Source organism: Mesorhizobium album (assembly GCF_033977205.1).
Taxonomy (GTDB): Bacteria; Pseudomonadota; Alphaproteobacteria; order Rhizobiales; family Rhizobiaceae; genus Mesorhizobium; species Mesorhizobium album.
In genome coordinates, this window is sequence record NZ_JAVIIW010000004.1 from 56,012 (window position 1) to 71,102 (window position 15,091).

Annotated in this window: 17 protein-coding genes and 1 tRNA gene; 7 read left to right on the plus strand and 11 right to left on the minus strand. The window is 63.0% G+C overall.

Annotated elements, in window-relative coordinates; genetic code table 11:
• The first annotated feature begins 98 nt into the window (after positions 1-98).
• Positions 99-581: a Holliday junction resolvase RuvX gene (gene ruvX, locus RFN28_RS04745; protein ID WP_320286222.1), complete on the plus strand. Its 483-nt coding sequence runs from the start codon at positions 99-101 to the stop codon at positions 579-581.
• Here ruvX and RFN28_RS04750 read toward each other — a convergent pair.
• The 3 genes from RFN28_RS04750 to RFN28_RS04760 all read right to left on the minus strand — a co-directional run bounded on the left by RFN28_RS04750 (position 523) and on the right by RFN28_RS04760 (position 3,209).
• Positions 523-864 (minus strand): DUF6105 family protein, encoded by a 342-nt coding sequence (locus RFN28_RS04750; protein ID WP_320286223.1) that lies wholly within the window; start codon positions 862-864, stop codon positions 523-525. The genes ruvX and RFN28_RS04750 overlap by 59 nt on opposite strands.
• The gene (locus tag RFN28_RS04755; RefSeq protein ID WP_320286224.1) at positions 864-1,424 is read right to left on the minus strand and encodes a hypothetical protein; all 561 of its coding nucleotides are present in this window, start codon (positions 1,422-1,424) and stop codon (positions 864-866) included. Before RFN28_RS04755 ends, RFN28_RS04750 begins: the two co-directional genes overlap by 1 nt.
• Positions 1,425-1,580: 156 nt before the next feature.
• Positions 1,581-3,209: a DNA alkylation response protein gene (locus tag RFN28_RS04760; RefSeq protein ID WP_320286225.1), complete on the minus strand. Its 1,629-nt coding sequence runs from the start codon at positions 3,207-3,209 to the stop codon at positions 1,581-1,583.
• 183 nt (positions 3,210-3,392) lie between these two features.
• Here RFN28_RS04760 and RFN28_RS04765 point away from each other — a divergent pair, with 183 nt between their 5' ends.
• From RFN28_RS04765 to dprA, 4 genes are all read left to right on the plus strand, one after another.
• The gene (locus tag RFN28_RS04765) at positions 3,393-4,358 is read left to right on the plus strand and encodes an aspartate carbamoyltransferase catalytic subunit (RefSeq protein WP_320286226.1); all 966 of its coding nucleotides are present in this window, start codon (positions 3,393-3,395) and stop codon (positions 4,356-4,358) included.
• Positions 4,355-5,650 (plus strand): dihydroorotase, encoded by a 1,296-nt coding sequence (locus tag RFN28_RS04770; RefSeq protein WP_320286227.1) that lies wholly within the window; start codon positions 4,355-4,357, stop codon positions 5,648-5,650. The genes RFN28_RS04765 and RFN28_RS04770 overlap by 4 nt, the downstream gene beginning before the upstream one ends.
• A 77-nt stretch (positions 5,651-5,727) precedes the next feature.
• Positions 5,728-6,309, plus strand: coding sequence for a glycerol-3-phosphate 1-O-acyltransferase PlsY (gene plsY / locus RFN28_RS04775; protein ID WP_320286228.1), 582 nt, complete (start codon positions 5,728-5,730; stop codon positions 6,307-6,309).
• A complete protein-coding gene (gene dprA / locus RFN28_RS04780) occupies positions 6,306-7,442 on the plus strand; it encodes a DNA-processing protein DprA (RefSeq protein WP_320286229.1) in 1,137 nt (378 codons plus the stop codon). The genes plsY and dprA overlap by 4 nt, the downstream gene beginning before the upstream one ends.
• A 7-nt stretch (positions 7,443-7,449) precedes the next feature.
• Here the strand turns inward: dprA and RFN28_RS04785 are convergent, their stop codons facing one another.
• Positions 7,450-8,592 (minus strand): hypothetical protein, encoded by a 1,143-nt coding sequence (locus tag RFN28_RS04785; RefSeq protein ID WP_320286230.1) that lies wholly within the window; start codon positions 8,590-8,592, stop codon positions 7,450-7,452.
• Positions 8,593-8,781: 189 nt separating this feature from the next.
• Between RFN28_RS04785 and RFN28_RS04790 the strand changes: the two genes are divergently transcribed.
• The gene (locus tag RFN28_RS04790; protein WP_320286231.1) at positions 8,782-9,204 is read left to right on the plus strand and encodes a hypothetical protein; all 423 of its coding nucleotides are present in this window, start codon (positions 8,782-8,784) and stop codon (positions 9,202-9,204) included.
• Positions 9,205-9,215: 11 nt separating this feature from the next.
• On the opposite strand, the gene RFN28_RS04795 is transcribed toward RFN28_RS04790, so the two are convergent.
• From RFN28_RS04795 to RFN28_RS04810, 4 genes are all read right to left on the minus strand, one after another.
• The gene (locus RFN28_RS04795) at positions 9,216-9,401 is read right to left on the minus strand and encodes a hypothetical protein (protein ID WP_320286232.1); all 186 of its coding nucleotides are present in this window, start codon (positions 9,399-9,401) and stop codon (positions 9,216-9,218) included.
• 405 nt (positions 9,402-9,806) lie between these two features.
• Entirely contained in the window at positions 9,807-9,977 is a 171-nt protein-coding gene (locus tag RFN28_RS04800; RefSeq protein ID WP_320286233.1) for a hypothetical protein, read from the minus strand.
• Positions 9,978-9,996: 19 nt separating this feature from the next.
• Positions 9,997-10,536 (minus strand): J domain-containing protein, encoded by a 540-nt coding sequence (locus RFN28_RS04805; protein ID WP_320286234.1) that lies wholly within the window; start codon positions 10,534-10,536, stop codon positions 9,997-9,999.
• A gap of 160 nt (positions 10,537-10,696) precedes the next feature.
• Positions 10,697-10,772: transfer RNA gene (locus tag RFN28_RS04810), tRNA-Lys, on the minus strand.
• A 287-nt stretch (positions 10,773-11,059) separates the two neighbouring features.
• Between RFN28_RS04810 and RFN28_RS04815 the strand changes: the two genes are divergently transcribed.
• On the plus strand, positions 11,060-11,308 hold the full coding sequence (locus tag RFN28_RS04815) for a BA14K family protein (RefSeq protein WP_320286235.1): 249 nt from the start codon (positions 11,060-11,062) through the stop codon (positions 11,306-11,308).
• Positions 11,309-11,371: 63 nt separating this feature from the next.
• Here RFN28_RS04815 and glpK read toward each other — a convergent pair whose 3' ends face one another.
• The 3 genes from glpK to RFN28_RS04830 form a co-directional block, all read right to left on the minus strand.
• Positions 11,372-12,862 carry a glycerol kinase GlpK gene (gene glpK, locus RFN28_RS04820; RefSeq protein ID WP_320286236.1) on the minus strand — a complete coding sequence of 497 codons (1,491 nt, stop codon included), beginning with the start codon at positions 12,860-12,862 and terminating at the stop codon, positions 11,372-11,374.
• 91 nt (positions 12,863-12,953) lie between these two features.
• Positions 12,954-14,678: an ABC transporter substrate-binding protein gene (locus RFN28_RS04825; RefSeq protein ID WP_320286237.1), complete on the minus strand. Its 1,725-nt coding sequence runs from the start codon at positions 14,676-14,678 to the stop codon at positions 12,954-12,956.
• A 77-nt stretch (positions 14,679-14,755) separates the two neighbouring features.
• Positions 14,756-15,043, minus strand: a complete 288-nt coding sequence (locus RFN28_RS04830; RefSeq protein WP_320286238.1) for a DUF2160 domain-containing protein — start codon at positions 15,041-15,043, stop codon at positions 14,756-14,758.
• Between the last annotated feature and the right edge of the window lie 48 nt (positions 15,044-15,091).

Genomic DNA, 15,091 nt, shown 5'->3' on the forward strand with positions numbered 1-15,091 from the left:
CGTTCCTTTTCTCATTGTCAAAGGATAGAACGCCGACGGCAAATTGAAAGTCCAGCGGCCTATCAAAAAGCCGCGCAGCGGAAGACCAGGGAGAGCCATTGAGCATCATCGGCATCGAGGAATTGCCGGCACGGCTCGCGGGCGGCCGCACGCTCGCCGGCCTCGATCTCGGCGACAAGACGATCGGTGTGGCGGTGTCGGACCGGGGCCTGTCCTTCGCTCATCCGCGCCCGGTCATCCTGCGCAGGAAGTTCTCGATCGACGCCGCCCAGCTGCTTGCGCAGCTCGAGAAGGACAATGTCGGCGCGGTCGTGCTTGGCCTTCCCGTCAACATGGACGGATCCGAAGGGCCGCGCGCGCAGAAATCGCGCGCCTTCGCGCGCAATATGGCGACCTTGTCCGACCTGCCCTTCGTGCTATGGGACGAGCGACTGTCGACGGTCGCCGCGGAACGGACGCTGATCGAGATGGATTTCTCGCGCAAGAAGCGCGCCGGCAAGATCGATTCGGCGGCGGCAGCCTTTATTCTGCAGGGAGCGTTGGACCGGCTTCAGTCGCTCGGCCGAGCCGCTCGGGACTGACCGGGCCCTCGCGGCGCTGCCTGATCCATTCGGCGATCTGGCGCCGGCGGCGGAAAGCCACCAGTCCAGCGAGCAGGAAACTGTCGGACACGCAGGCCTTCGCGACCATGCCCGGGATGATCGCCGGATCGATGCCTAGCATCTGGCCGTAGAGCTGGAAGACCAGGTCGTGCAGCTGGCGGCTCAGCATGACGTAGCCGAAATTGATGTCGTTGAGCGACAGGAAGAACCAGCCCCAGAACAGGATCAGCGGAGCCGCCCAGAATGCGAATAGAGCGCGCATCAGCGACGGCCTCCGGGCCTCGTTTTGGGATTTCCGTAGATGCGGGAAAGCAGCGAGCTGTGCGCGGCACCCGTCGCCAGGCGGTGAGCCGCCAGGCGGGCGTCGCTCTCATGCAAGGTCATTGCGGCGACAGCTGAGCGTCGCTCGGCGAGCACCGCGACGTAAGAGGCCAGCAGCGCCGTCATCTGGATGGCGACGACCATGAACAGCCCGTTGATGCCTTGCGCGGCGCCGCCGACGAGGATGACGGAAAGCAGGAAAGAGGCGCAGATGAAAGCGATCCGTACAACTGCATCGCCGGCATCCGGCCTTGTCGCGATGTTGAGCAGCGTTTCGACAAAGGCCCAGCAGAATAGCAGCGCGACGATCAGCAGCGCGATCGACAGCGGCGCCACGACCAGAGCGTGCTCGAGACCCGGAAAACGGCTGCTTTGCACCGATACGCCGAGCACGCCCAGCGCCGACGCGATGCCGCGATTGCCATCCATGCAGATGTAGGCAAGCAGGGCGAAGACGACCGCCCAATGCAAGGCCAGAAATGATGTCAACACGTGCCGCATGCGCTTCCTGCCTGGTGGAGCGCAGGCGGGTCATGGTTAACCCTTCCCTACTCCAGCGGGCAGAGAGTGGGCTTTACAAACAGTCCCCGCAACGGAAACCATTTGTTAAGGTTAACGACGATCCACAGGTGGCGACGGAACGCGTTTTAGACGTGCTCAGGTCAGCGGCGGATAGAGCGTGTCGATGATCATGCGCGCGTCATGGCGCGAATCGAGCATGCCGTAGGTGGTGCGCCACTGGCCGCCAAGCCGGGTTTCGACGAAGGCGTCGGCGATCCGCCCTGCCCCCAAGCGGCGCAGCTCCGCCGCGGCCGCCGACAGCGCAAGCTGCTCGGTTAACAGGCGCGCCGAGCCCTCATCGGTCGAAGCAACCTGCATTGCCGCCTTGAGGACGCCGATGGTGCCGCGGCCGCCGGTGCCAAGGTCGCGGTCGATGCCGGCCAGCACCTCCTCGAACAAGCCGGGCGCGCGCCCAAGTACCCTCAGCACGTCAAGCGCCATGACATTGCCCGAGCCTTCCCAGATGGCGTTGACCGGAGCCTCGCGGTAGTAGCGCGCGAGCGGCGCTTCCTCGACATAGCCGTTGCCGCCCAGGCACTCCATGGCCTCGTAGAGCAGCCCGGGCGCGATCTTGCAGACCCAGTATTTGACCACCGGCGTCATGGCGCGGGCAAAGGCAGCCTCGCCGCGATCGCTCGCCGCCTCGTCGAAGGAGCGCGCCAGGCGGAACGACAGTGCCGTCGCGGCGGCGACATCGAGCGCCATGTCGGCCAGCACCCGCTGCATCAGCGGCTGGTCGATCAGATTTGTGCCGAACACCTGGCGATAGCGGCTGTGGTGGACGGCCTCGGCCAGCCCTGCCCGCATGATCGCCGACGAGGCGACCGCGCAATCGAGCCTGGTCAGCGTGACCATGTCCATGATCGTCTTGATGCCGGCGCCGGGCTCGCCGACCATCTCGCCTATGGCGTTGACGAACTCGACTTCCGACGAGGCGTTGGAACGGTTGCCGAGCTTGTCCTTCAGGCGCTGGAAACGGAAGCCATTGCCGGAACCGTCGCCCAGGATGCGCGGAACGAGGAAGCAGGAGAGGCCTTCCGGCGCCTGGGCAAGCGCCAGGAAGGCGTCGGACATCGGCGCCGACATGAACCATTTATGGCCGGTGAGCCGGTAGAAGCCGTTTCCTGCACGCTCGGCTTTTGTGATGTTGGCGCGCACATCGGTGCCGCCCTGCTTCTCGGTCATGCCCATGCCGAGGGTGAGCCCGGTTTTCTGCACTGGCGGCTTCTGGGTCTGATCGTATTTGCGCGTCGTCACGCGCGGCGCCCATTCGCGGAACAGTTTCGGGCTCGCCATCAGTGCCGCCAGCGAAGCGCTGGTCATGGTGATGGGGCAAAGATGCCCGGTCTCCAGCTCCGCGGTCAGGTAGAAGCGCGCCGCCCTCACCTGATGGCGCCGGCCGATCTCGGCGTCGCCATTTTCCCAGACCGAGGAATGCAGCCCGTTGGCCACCGAGCGCCGCATGAGCGCGTGATAGGCGGGATGAAACTCGACGAAGTCGATACGCCGGCCCTGACGGTCATGCGTCCTGAGCTTCGGTGTGTCGGTGTTGGCGAGGCGGGCAAGCTCCTGCGCCTCCTGCGTCATGACGAAGCGGCCGAGCCCGTCGAGATCCTTGCGCACCGGATCGGAAAAACGCTCGGCAAGCTGGATGAGCAACGGATCGCCCCGCCATGCATTGCCGCCCGTCAATGGCGGCGGCTGGTTGATCACGTCGTCGGTCACGCCCAATCCTTCAATTGGCAGAGAGGTCCTTACCATCTCGAGGCCGCGGTCGCGAATCCGAAGCCATCGGGCCTTATAGCCCAAGCAACATAAGGCGCGCGACGAAAATACCGGGGAGAAAGCCCGCAATCCAAAGCTGGCGCTTGCGGCAGGCCGGACCGCACCCTATAGCAGCGCCTTGAGATGACCGACGCTTCGTCCCTGCCGCTCTTTCCCCACCGCCATCTTCTGGGCATCCGCGATCTTTCCCCGGCCGATATCGAGCTTTTGCTCGACCGCGCCGACCGGGCCGTGTCGATCTCGCGGCAGCCGGAGAAGAAGACCTCGACGCTGCGCGGCCGCACCCAGATCAATCTCTTCTACGAGGCCTCGACCCGCACGCAGTCGTCCTTCGAGCTCGCGGGGAAAAGGCTCGGCGCCGACGTGATGAACATGTCGGTCGCGAGTTCCTCGGTGAAGAAGGGCGAGACGCTGATCGACACCGCCATGACGCTCAACGCTATGCGCCCGGACATCCTGATCATCCGCCACCAGTCGGCCGGCGCGGCGGCGCTTCTGGCCCAGAAGGTCGGCTGCTCGGTAGTCAATGCCGGCGATGGCGCGCATGAGCATCCGACGCAAGCGCTGCTCGACGCGCTGACCATCCGCCGAGCCAAAGGGCCGCTGTCGAAGCTGATCGTGGCGATCTGCGGCGATATCCTGCATTCGCGCGTCGCCCGCTCCAACATCATGCTCTTGAACGCGCTGGGCGCGCAGGTGCGGGTTGTCGCGCCCTCGACGCTGCTGCCTGCCGGGATCGACAGGATGGGCGTGATCGTGGCGCGCTCGATGGCGGAGGGGCTCAAGGACGCCGACGTGGTGATGATGCTGCGCCTGCAGCGCGAGCGCATGGAAGGCGCCTTCGTGCCTTCGATCCGCGAATATTTCCGCTATTTCGGCCTCGATGCCGAAAAGCTCAAGGCAGCGAAAGGCGATGCGCTGGTCATGCATCCGGGACCGATGAACCGCGGCGTCGAGATCGCCTCGGAAATCGCCGACGGGCCACAAAGCGTCATCCAGGAACAGGTCGAGATGGGTGTGGCCGTGCGCATGGCGGTGATGGAAGCGCTACTCGACCCGCGTCGCAATCATGAGGGACGCGGCGCATGAGCGTGACGGTCTTCAGCAAGGCGCATATCGTCGACCCGTCGCGCGGCGTCGATGAGATCGGCGCCGTCATCGTCGACGGCCGCAGGATCGCCGCCGCCGGCAAGGCGGCGTTGAACCAGGGCGTGCCTGAAGGCGCTGTCGTCATCGACTGCGCAGGCAAGACGATTGTTCCGGGCCTTGTCGATGCGCGCGTCTTCATCGGCGAACCCGGCGGCGAGCATCGCGAGACCATCGCCTCGGCAAGCGTCGCTGCGGCCGCCGGCGGCGTCACCTCCATCGTCATGATGCCCGACACCAACCCGGTGATCGACAATGTGGCGCTGGTCGAATTTGTGCTGCGTACGGCAAAGGACACGGCAAACGTCAACATCTTTCCGGCGGCGGCGATCACCAAGGGCCTCGACGGCCGCGAGATGACCGAGTTCGGCCTGCTGCGCGAGGCCGGCGCGGTCGCCTTCACCGATGGCCGCCACACGATCGCCAATGCGCTGGTGATGCGCCGGGCGCTGACCTATGCGCGCGATTTCGGCGGCGTCATCGCGCATGAGACGCAGGATGCCGACCTTGCCGCGGCGGGTGTGATGAACGAAGGCCTATATGCGAGTTGGCTTGGCCTGTCGGGCATTCCGCGCGAGGCCGAGCTCATCCCGCTGGAGCGTGACTTGGCGCTGGCGCGGCTGACAGGCGGCGCCTATCACGCGGCCAAGATCTCGACGGCGATGGCGGTCGGGGCAGTGAGCCGGGCAAAGGCGGACGGCGCCAATGTCACGGCGGGCGTCGCCATCCACAATCTGTCGCTCAACGAGAACGATGTCGGCGAGTACCGCACCTTCTTCCGGCTGACGCCGCCCTTGCGAGCGGAGGACGACCGGCTGGCGATGGTCGAGGCGATCAAGGACGGAACCATCGACATCATCGTCTCCTCGCATGACCCGCAGGATGTCGACACCAAGCGCCTGCCCTTCGCCGATGCCGCTGCCGGCGCGATCGGTCTGGAGACGCTTCTTGGCGCGGCCCTGCGGCTTTACCACAATGGCGACGTGCCGCTGCTCAGGCTGGTCGAGCCGCTTTCGACCGCGCCGGCAAGATTGTTCGGCCTGCCGGGCGGCACGCTGAAGCCGGGCGCGCTGGCCGATCTCGCCGTGATCGATCTCGACGAACCCTGGATCGTCAGCGAGAGCGGCCTGCGCTCGCGCTCCAAGAACACCTGCTTCGAGGGCGCGCGCCTGCAGGGCAAGGTCTTGCAAACAATGGTTGCGGGCCGCACAGTGTTTTCGGCCTGGGATGGGTAGGGATTGAGGCGAAGCCGGCCTGACCTGAATCTCTAAGACTTCCCGGAAGCCAGACAGGGTTATCTTTGGGGGAAACAATGGGTTACCTGCTCGCGCTCATCTTCGGGTACCTGCTCGGCTCGATCCCGTTTGGGCTCTTGATCACCCGCGCGGCCGGTCTCGGCGATGTGCGCCAGATCGGCTCCGGCAATATCGGCGCGACCAATGTGCTGCGCACCGGCAATAAGGGGCTTGCCGCCGCGACGCTCTTGCTTGACGCGCTGAAGGGTACGGCCGCCGTGCTGATCGCCAGCCGCTTCGCCCCGGAATTCGCTTTGCTTGCCGGCTTCGGCGCTTTCCTCGGCCATCTTTTTCCGGTCTGGCTCGGCTTCAAGGGCGGCAAGGGCGTCGCCACCTATCTCGGTGTGCTGCTCGGCCTTTCCTGGCAAGGTATGCTTGTCTTCGCCGTGGTCTGGCTCGCCACGGCCTTTCTGTTCCGCTACTCCTCCCTGGCCGCCCTGGCGGCGGCGGTGATCGTGCCGATCGCGCTCTATTTCATCAGCACGCCCCAGATCGCCGGTCTGTTCGCGCTGATGAGCGTGATCGTCTTCATCAAGCATCGCGCCAACATCTCGCGGCTACTCGCCGGCACCGAGGACAAGATCGGGGCGAAAGGATGAGCGCGCCCGCCGCCGGCCCGCGCCTCAGCGACCGGCAGCGGCTTGCCTGGCTTCGCCTGATCCGCACACCGAATGTCGGCCCCGCCTCGTTTCGCGAGCTGATCAATCGCTTCGGCTCGGCCGAAGCCGCGCTCGAAATGCTGCCCGAACTGATGATCTCGGGCGGTGCCAACCGCATCGCCCGCATTCCCTCCATCGCAGAGGCAGAGGCGGAGCTGGAAGCCGCCCGGCGCGCCGGAGCCCGCTTCGTCGGCATCGGCGAGGCCGACTATCCCCCTTTGCTGAAGACCATGGACAACCCGCCGCCGCTGCTGGCTGTGAAAGGCGAAGGCGCGGTATTCCGTCTGCCGGCGGTTGCGATCGTCGGTGCCCGCAACGCCTCGCTCGCCGGCATCAAGATGGCGCGCATGCTGGCGCAGGACCTCGGCCGCGACGGCTACGCCATCGTGTCAGGCCTGGCGCGCGGCATCGACACTGCGGCGCATCAGGGCAGTTTGTCGACCGGCACCATCGGCGTGCTGGCCGGCGGCCTCGATGTGCCCTACCCGCCCGAGAATGCAGGTCTGTGCGAGGAGATCGCCGAGCGCGGCGGCGCCATCGTTTCGGAAATGCCGTTCGGCTGGCAGCCGCGCGCGCAGGATTTTCCGCGCCGCAACCGGCTGGTCGCCGGCATGGCGGTCGGGCTGGCCGTGGTCGAGGCGGCGCAGCGCTCCGGCTCGCTGATCAGCGCCAGGCTCGCCAACGAAATGGGCCGGCTGGTCTTCGCAGTGCCGGGCTCACCGCTCGACCCGCGCGCCGCCGGCAGCAACGCCCTGCTCAAGGACGGCGCGACGCTCGTCACCGAAGCAAGCGACATCCTGGGCGCGCTGGCGCCGCTGGCCGGCACTCGCCCGCCAAGAACCGCGCCGCTGGCCGAAGAACCCGACCTGTCGTCGATGCCGCCGCCCGGCGAGGACGAGCGCGCCGACGTGCTGGAAGCGCTCGGCCCGCCGCCGGTCGCCGTCGACGAGATCATCCGCCACACGGGCTTGGGCGCCGCGCAGATTGCGATGGTCCTGCTTGAACTCGACCTCGCCGGACGGCTCGAACGCCATGCCGGCGGGAATGTGTCGCTGGTTTTCGGCCGTTCCTAAAATCGCCCTACCGGAACAGATATTTGGACACCTCCGGATTGCCCCGGCGCCACATCACATTGTCCAGGAAATAGTGGTGCACGTTGATGAAGATCAGCACGATGAAGAAGAACAGCGATGATCCGAGGACTTCCCTGTCGTAGGGGATCAAAGCCGTCATCGCCATCGGGATCAGCCAGAAACCGAGATATCCCAGCGCCCCGCCCCCGACGATAAATCCCAGGACCCGCAGCCTGTAGAGCGGTCCGAGAAAGGACAGTATCTTCGGTTGCGGATCGCTTGCTGCATCCGGGACGGCGCGCTCGACATTGGTCTGATAGCGCCAGACCACCGCCAGATATTGGAGCGAGTGGAGCGTGGGTATCACAAGCAGCCAGAGCGGATTTGTCCGCGCGATCAGGATCCAAAGATAGAGCGATGCGACATAGGCCACGATGCCATTATACGGCAGCGCACGGCCGTGTCTGCGCCAGCGATTGACCAGCATCAGAACCGTGGCCGCGGTCGATGCGACGGCCGCCAGCAGGGCAATGCTGGCGATCCAGGAAGGAGCCGCGAATGTGTAATATTCGAGGCCGTAATACTTGCCCTGGGTGACTGCCGTGTTGGTCTGCAGCCATGCCAGAATCCACACGGCATAGCTGTTGACCAGCAGTACCTTCTTGTCCCGATCGTCGAAGAATTTGCGCTTCAGGACGGCATCCACCATCAGCATGCCGTAGCCTTGCTTGACGTAGTGCCAGCCCACGAAGAAGAACATCGCATTGGCCGCATAGCCGAGCAGCCGCGCATTCGCCGTCGCCGCGCCATACGCAAAGAACGCGACCATGACCGCGGGAACCACGATGCCAGCGAAAATGTAGCGAAGCTGCAGGCTCCTGTCGTATCCGATCCCGCTCACCTTCCGCCCGAAGTTGCGGTAGAAAATCTGGTATGAGTGGGCGAAGTGGGGATAGTTGATCAGATACGCCACCACCACCATCATTGCGGTTACGGGACCCTCGTATTCAAGCGGTACAAGCAACAGAATTGGCAGGATCAGAAATGCGCTGCCGCCAAGCATGAGGAAGTCGGCGACAGGCCCAAAGAGATACTTGCCGGGTGTCGCCGCTTTAGGGGCTGAAGCATCGACCGAAAGGTGAAGTGCCATTTTTGGGAGTCTCCCTCGGGGATGATGGACTTTAACCATCGCCCACTCTGCCCACAAGGTTGTGGCCGCCGCTCTGCCCTCGCGCCATAGGCGTTAATGCCCTCGCCAGCGGCGAAAATAAGACACTTTAAGTCCAGCCGAGGTGTAAGATAGCTGCCCCACGGCTCTAGGTGAGCGCGGGAGGCGAACATGCAACCTCGTACGATTTTTCTCGGCAGACTGATTGGCCTGTTCTTTATTCTCTCCGCGCTATTCATGCTCTTGCACAAACAGTCGTTTGTCGCGACCGTGCCCAGGCTCATTCAGGACCCACCGCTGGTCCTGTTTATCGCCATGATTGCATCGATTGCGGGTCTCGCCATGGTGCTCGGGCATAATATCTGGGCGGGTGGAGTCCTGCCTGTCGTCGTCACTATCATCGGATGGACAATCCTGATCCGGGGATTGCTCCTGCTCTTCCTTTCACCCGAAGCGCTGTCGACTTATTTCGCGATGTTTCATTTCGAAGACCTTTTCTACATCTATGCCGCGATTACGCTGGTCCTTGGACTGTACCTGACTTATGCCGCGTTCAAGGCCTTGCCGCCGTCAAACGCGGGAACCAAGCGCTAGACTCGATCAACTTAGACTGGTAGCGGTGCACGTTTCGGCGACTGCAGCTCACGCCCCAACTTTGCCGCCTGAAAGATCGTCAACAAAACCAGGATCGGCTCGCCGTCGGTCGGGTTGATCGTCAGGGCTACACGACCGAGCTCGTCGCTCATGGCGCAGGTCCAGTCCTTGACTGCGATCACCTTTTTCTCGGCCACTTTCGCCCTCCTGTCGATAAGACTGGACACCGGGACGCGACCGCGCCACACACCGATCGATCCTCCTTGCAAGGCGACCATGGTCCCGGCCCGATTAATGCATGTCGCCCAAAAGTGCGCAGCGGTTTTGGGAGAACGACATGCATCAAAACAAAGACTTAAAGCGCGGCGCCCGACTCCGTTTCAACGCGACGCGCTTTAAGCTTCCGTCCTCGCCGAAGCGATCGGAATCTGTGTCAGCCTTCTGCGGTTTCGTCTCGCCTTCAGCATTAGTGCCTCCCTCGCCTATGGCAATCTACATTAGCGAATGCTTGATTAGCACTTGCTTGCTCTAAACTCGGGCCAGGCGCATAATAACGAACCAGCGTACGAGGAGCTTTGAGGGAGGTTCCGATGCGACCGATCCTACTGATCGCCGCCGTCGTCGCTGCGTTCTTTGTCTGGGATGGCTTGGCAAACAAGAGCGCATATCGCATTGCGCTGATGAAAAGCGTTGACCAAGCTGAGAACTTCCAAGGGCTCGTTCGGATCTCCTGGAATTAAGGCTGCAAAGAAGGCTAACGGGTCGACAGCCAAGCGGCTTCCTCGGTGCCCTTCAGCTTGTATGATTCAGCAGTCTGGTAGCGGCGGGTTCACGACGATGTTCGGAATTGGCGCGATCAATGCCTTCCACCGTGATCGCGAGCATCCCGTTTTCGATCCTGCCTATCCAGCCTTTTGCTTTCAGATACCAGAGATGAAATTCCAGATGCTCGCGCGGACAGCCCGACAAGCGTTCGAGTTCCGAGTCGCCGATACCTGGATTGTGCACGTCTTGCCGGCGTTTCACATAAAGGAGCGAGAGCAGTTTCGCCTGAATGGCGGAATCGCGTTCGACGCTTTTGGGGTCGGCGGCCTCTTCGGTCAATTCGCGGCGAAGGCTCAAATTGTCCTTATACTGAATATCATACTGCGCGCGCTTGACCGGATCTTTGAGCGTATTGTGGGCCTCGACGATTTCGCTGAAGCGTGATTCATCGCCGGTCTCCCGATTGTCGGGATGGTAGCGCATGGCGAAATAACGAAATATCCGCTCGATCGTTTCCGAGTTCGCGTTCGGGCTGATTTCCAGAACTTCGTAATAGTCTACGAACATAGTGGTAATTCCACGGAATCGATATTGCGAACACCATTCCCCAGTAGCAGCTTGGCGCAACCGTTCTGCCCATGCAAGCCGGCTTTCCAGGCCGAGCGTGCACAATTCCAGCGCCTTGCCAGGCTATCGGCAACCAGGGGCTCACTGAATTTTGTGAATCTGGTGAGCGCGATGGGATTCGAACCCATGACCTACTGATTAAAAGTCAGTTGCTCTACCGGCTGAGCTACGCGCTCCCGCGGGCTGGAAACGCCGCCCTCGAAATTGCGCGGAACATAGGGAGAGTGCATCGGCGGGTCAACCGGAAAAAGATCGCCTTCAAGCCTTGCTTTTCGCGACATCGGGGGCTCCCGAATCCTACCTCGAGCAAGGCCGGAGGGAGACACTTCGGTCGGGCGAGTCGCGTTGAACAGAAGCGCAAGGCCAAGACTTCTCGAATATCCAGACGCTGCAATACCAGGACTGGAGGAAGCGCCGCAGTTTCGATCGCTCCCGTGGCGGCATCTATGAACGCAATGGTGCCGTGTACTGGAACGGCCATCGCGGCTATCGCGAATACCACTGCGGCTATCGCCGCCACGGCGATTTCTGGTTCCCGCTGGCTGCATTCGCCGCCGGCGCCCTGATCACCGGCGCGATCGTGAACAGCCAGAACCGCTATGCGGATGCGCATGTACAGTGGTGCTATGACCACTACAGAAGCTATCGCGCCTCGGACAACACCTACCTGTCCAGCTACGGCACGCGGCGCGAATGCCGCTCGCCCTACTGACGGACGTCAGCCGGCAGACGGTTGACCGTCTAAAATCCGCGCCGGGCGGCGCGGATTTTCAGATCACGCGCTCAACGTCCTGCGGACGGCATCTTTCCATCCCGCTAGCTTTGCCGAGCGGGTGGCTGCATCCATGTCCGGCTTGAAGCGGCGCTCGAGCGCCCAGGTCTTGGCGAATTCCTTCGCCTTCGGCCACACGCCGGCCTTCGATCCGGCAAGCCAGGCGGCGCCCAACGCGGTCGTCTCCAGGATCATCGGCCGATCGACCGGCGCGTCGAGGATGTCGGCCAGGCGCTGCATGGTCCAGTCGGACGCCACCATGCCGCCGTCGACGCGAAGCACGGTCTTGGCGGAGGCGCCTTTCCAGTCCTTGCGCATGGCGTCGAGCAGGTCGCGCGTCTGGAAGGCGACGGACTCCAGCGCCGCGCGGGCAAATTCAGCGGGCCCTGAATTGCGGGTCAGGCCGAAGATGGCGCCTCGCGCATCCGCATCCCAATGCGGCGCGCCGAGCCCAACGAAGGCCGGCACCAGATAGACCTGCTGCGCCAGATCGGCGGTCGCCGCCAGCGCGCCGCTATGTTCGGCCTTGCCGATCACCTTGATGCCGTCGCGCAGCCATTGCACGGCGGCCCCCGCGATGAAGATCGAGCCTTCCAGCGCATAGGTCGTCTTGCCGTTCAGCCGGTAAGCGATGGTGGTGAGCAGCCTGTTCTTCGAGCGCACCAGATCGCCGCCGGTGTTGAGCAGCGCGAAGCAGCCGGTGCCGTAGGTGGACTTCATCATTCCGGGCTCGAAACAGGCCTGGCCGATGGTCGCCGCATGCTGGTCGCCGGCGACGCCCAATATCCTCATCTCGGCGCCGAACAGGCTTTTCTCGGTGACGCCGAAATCATCGGCGCAGTCCTTCACCTGCGGTAGGATCGCGGCCGGTATGTTCAGGATTGCCAGCAGCTCGTCGTCCCAGACATTCTTCTCGATGTTGTAGATCAGCGTGCGCGAAGCATTGGTTGCGTCGGTGGCGTGCACCTTGCCGCCGGTCAGCCGCCAGATCAGGAAACTGTCGATGGTGCCGGCGAGCAGCTCGCCTTTTTCGGCAAGCTTTCTTGCTCCCTTCACCTTGTCCAGCATCCAGGCGATCTTGGTGCCGGAGAAATAGGGATCGAGCAGCAGCCCGGTCTTGCGGGTGAATTTCTTCTCCAGCCCTTGGCTACGCAGCTTTTGGCAAAGCGGCGCGGTACGACGGTCCTGCCACACGATGGCATTGTGGATCGGCTTGCCGGTCGCTTTTTCCCAGATCACGACTGTCTCGCGCTGGTTGGTGATGCCGATCGCCGCCACGTCGGATGCCGCGCGGCCGGCTGCCCTCAGCGCCGCCTTCACAGTCGCGACCACACTTGACCAGATGTCTTCCGGGTCATGCTCGACCCAGCCGGAAGCCGGATAATGCTGTGCGAATTCCTGCTGGCCAACGCCTGCCACTTTCATCTTATCGTCGAACAGGATCGCTCGGGTCGATGTCGTCCCCTGATCGATGGCCAGCACAAAACCGCTCATTCCGTTCCCTCCGCTTCTCATGCAACAGGGGAGACGGCAAAGCCGCCTCCCCTGCATTTCTTATGCGGGCGAGCACGCCCACGTCATGCAGTTACTTCTGCCAGCTCTTGACCAGCTCGTCATAGTTGACGGTGATCGGCTTGTCCTTCTCGTTCTCGACCTTGAGCTGCGGCGCAAGGTTGCCCTTCGAAACGGCGTCCTTGTTCCAGTATTCGAGGTCATGCTCCTCGGCCATCTTCGGACCGATGTCGCCCTGGACGCCAGACTTCTCGAGGCGCTCCAGCACCTTCTCCTGGTCGGCACAGAGCGAATCCATCGCTTCCTGCGGGCTCTTGGCGCCCGAAGACGCGTCGCCGATGTTCTGCCACCAGAGCTGCGCCAGCTTCGGATAGTCCGGAACGTTGGTGCCGGTCGGGGTCCACTGCACGCGCGCCGGCGAGCGGTAGAACTCAATCAGGCCACCGAGCTTCGGAGCCCGTTCGGTGAAGCTCTTGTCGTGGATGGTGGAGTCGCGGACGAAGGTCAGACCGACCTGGCTCTTCTTCACGTCGACAGTCTTCGACACGACGAACTGCGCGTAGAGCCAGGCGGCCTTGGCGCGGTCGGTCGGCGTCGACTTCAGCAGCGTCCAGGAACCGGCGTCCTGATAGCCGAGCTTCATACCGTCCTTCCAGTACACGCCGTGCGGCGAGGGCGCGACGCGCCATTTCGGCGTGCCGTCATCGTTCACGACCGGCAGGCCGGGCTTGGCCATGTCGGCGGTGAAGGCCGTGTACCAGAAGATCTGCTGGGCGATGTTGCCCTGCGAGGGAACAGGACCCGATTCAGAGAAGGTCATGCCCTGCGCTTCCGGCGGCGCATAGGCCTTCAGCCAGTCGAGATATTTCTGGATGGCATAGACCGAGGCCGGGGCGTTGGTGTCGCCGCCGCGCGCGGCGCAGGAGCCGACCGGACGGGAATTCTCATCGACCTTGATACCCCATTCGTCGACCGGCTTGCCGTTCGGGATGCCCTTGTCGCCATTGCCCGCCATCGAAAGCCACGCATCGGTGAAGCGCCAGCCGAGCGACGGGTCCTTCTTGCCGTAGTCCATGTGGCCGTAGACCTTCTTGCCATCGATCTCGCGGCCGGTGAAGAAAGCGGCGATGTCCTCATAGGCCGACCAGTTGACCGGCACCCCGAGGTCATAGCCGTACTTGGCCTTGAAGTCCGCTTTGTTCTTCTCGTCGTTGAACCAGTCGTAGCGGAACCAGTAGAGATTCGCGAACTGCTGGTCGGGAAGCTGGTAGAGCTTGCCGTCCGGCGCGGTGGTGAACGACTTGCCGATGAAGTCGTCGACATCGAGCATCGGATCGGTGACGTCCTTGCCCTCGCCGGCCATCCAGTCGGTGAGGTTGCGCGCCTGCTGATAGCGCCAGTGCGTGCCGATCAGATCGGAGTCGTTGACCCAGCCGTCATAAAGGTTCTGGCCGGTCTGCATCTGAGTCTGGATCTTCTCGACGACGTCGCCTTCCTGGATCACGTCATGCGTGACCTTGATGCCCGTGATGGCCGTGAAGGCCGGCGCGAGCACCTGTGATTCATACTGGTGCGTGGTCAGCGTTTCCGACACGACCTTGATTTCCATGCCGGCAAACGGCTTGGCCGCGTCGACAAACCACTGCATCTCCTTTTCCTGATCGGCGCGCGAAAGCGTCGACAAGGGGCCTATCTCTTTGTCTAGGAAGGCTTTTGCCTCGTCCATCCCGGCATAGGCGTGGCCCGCCCCGAGCAATAGTACAAGAGCAGTCGTTGATGTTAAAATTTGCCGTCGCATGTGTCTCCTCCAGTCTTAGGTTGCAAGTGCGATCTGGAGCGGCCGCCGGCACGCGGCCGCTCCAACTATTTCCCCCTCTATACGTATCGGAATACGCCAATCGCGTAGACCACGGAGAGAGCGAGAGCCCACCACAGGTTGGGCCCAACGAGACCCAGCCAAGCGAGATGGATAAAGGCGCTGCCGAGCAGCGAAACGAAGAGGCGGTCGCCGCGCGTCGTCTCGAAGCGAAGCAAACCGACGCGCGGATTGCCGCCGGGCGAGACATATTCCCAAACGCCCATGCCGAAGAGCATCAGCACGATGATGATGAAGAAAGCAGCCGTCGGCCAGGTCCATGCCATCCAGGAGAAGTCGAGGTTCATGAATCAGACCTTCCCAGCGCGAAGCCGTTGGCGATGGTGTTGCGGGAT

What these genes read in the sequence shown, in the direction of transcription:
- RFN28_RS04755 (WP_320286224.1), bottom strand. Translation starts at nt 1,424, where the DNA reads ATGCGGCACGTGTTGACATCATTTCTGGCCTTGCATTGGGCGGTCGTC.
- RFN28_RS04770 (WP_320286227.1), top strand. Translation starts at nt 4,355, where the DNA reads ATGAGCGTGACGGTCTTCAGCAAGGCGCATATCGTCGACCCGTCGCGC.
- RFN28_RS04805 (WP_320286234.1), bottom strand. Translation starts at nt 10,536, where the DNA reads ATGTTCGTAGACTATTACGAAGTTCTGGAAATCAGCCCGAACGCGAAC.
- glpK (WP_320286236.1), bottom strand. Translation starts at nt 12,862, where the DNA reads ATGAGCGGTTTTGTGCTGGCCATCGATCAGGGGACGACATCGACCCGA.
- RFN28_RS04750 (WP_320286223.1), bottom strand. Translation starts at nt 864, where the DNA reads ATGCGCGCTCTATTCGCATTCTGGGCGGCTCCGCTGATCCTGTTCTGG.
- RFN28_RS04830 (WP_320286238.1), bottom strand. Translation starts at nt 15,043, where the DNA reads ATGAACCTCGACTTCTCCTGGATGGCATGGACCTGGCCGACGGCTGCT.
- RFN28_RS04790 (WP_320286231.1), top strand. Translation starts at nt 8,782, where the DNA reads ATGCAACCTCGTACGATTTTTCTCGGCAGACTGATTGGCCTGTTCTTT.
- plsY (WP_320286228.1), top strand. Translation starts at nt 5,728, where the DNA reads ATGGGTTACCTGCTCGCGCTCATCTTCGGGTACCTGCTCGGCTCGATC.
- RFN28_RS04785 (WP_320286230.1), bottom strand. Translation starts at nt 8,592, where the DNA reads ATGGCACTTCACCTTTCGGTCGATGCTTCAGCCCCTAAAGCGGCGACA.
- RFN28_RS04765 (WP_320286226.1), top strand. Translation starts at nt 3,393, where the DNA reads ATGACCGACGCTTCGTCCCTGCCGCTCTTTCCCCACCGCCATCTTCTG.
- dprA (WP_320286229.1), top strand. Translation starts at nt 6,306, where the DNA reads ATGAGCGCGCCCGCCGCCGGCCCGCGCCTCAGCGACCGGCAGCGGCTT.
- RFN28_RS04825 (WP_320286237.1), bottom strand. Translation starts at nt 14,678, where the DNA reads ATGCGACGGCAAATTTTAACATCAACGACTGCTCTTGTACTATTGCTC.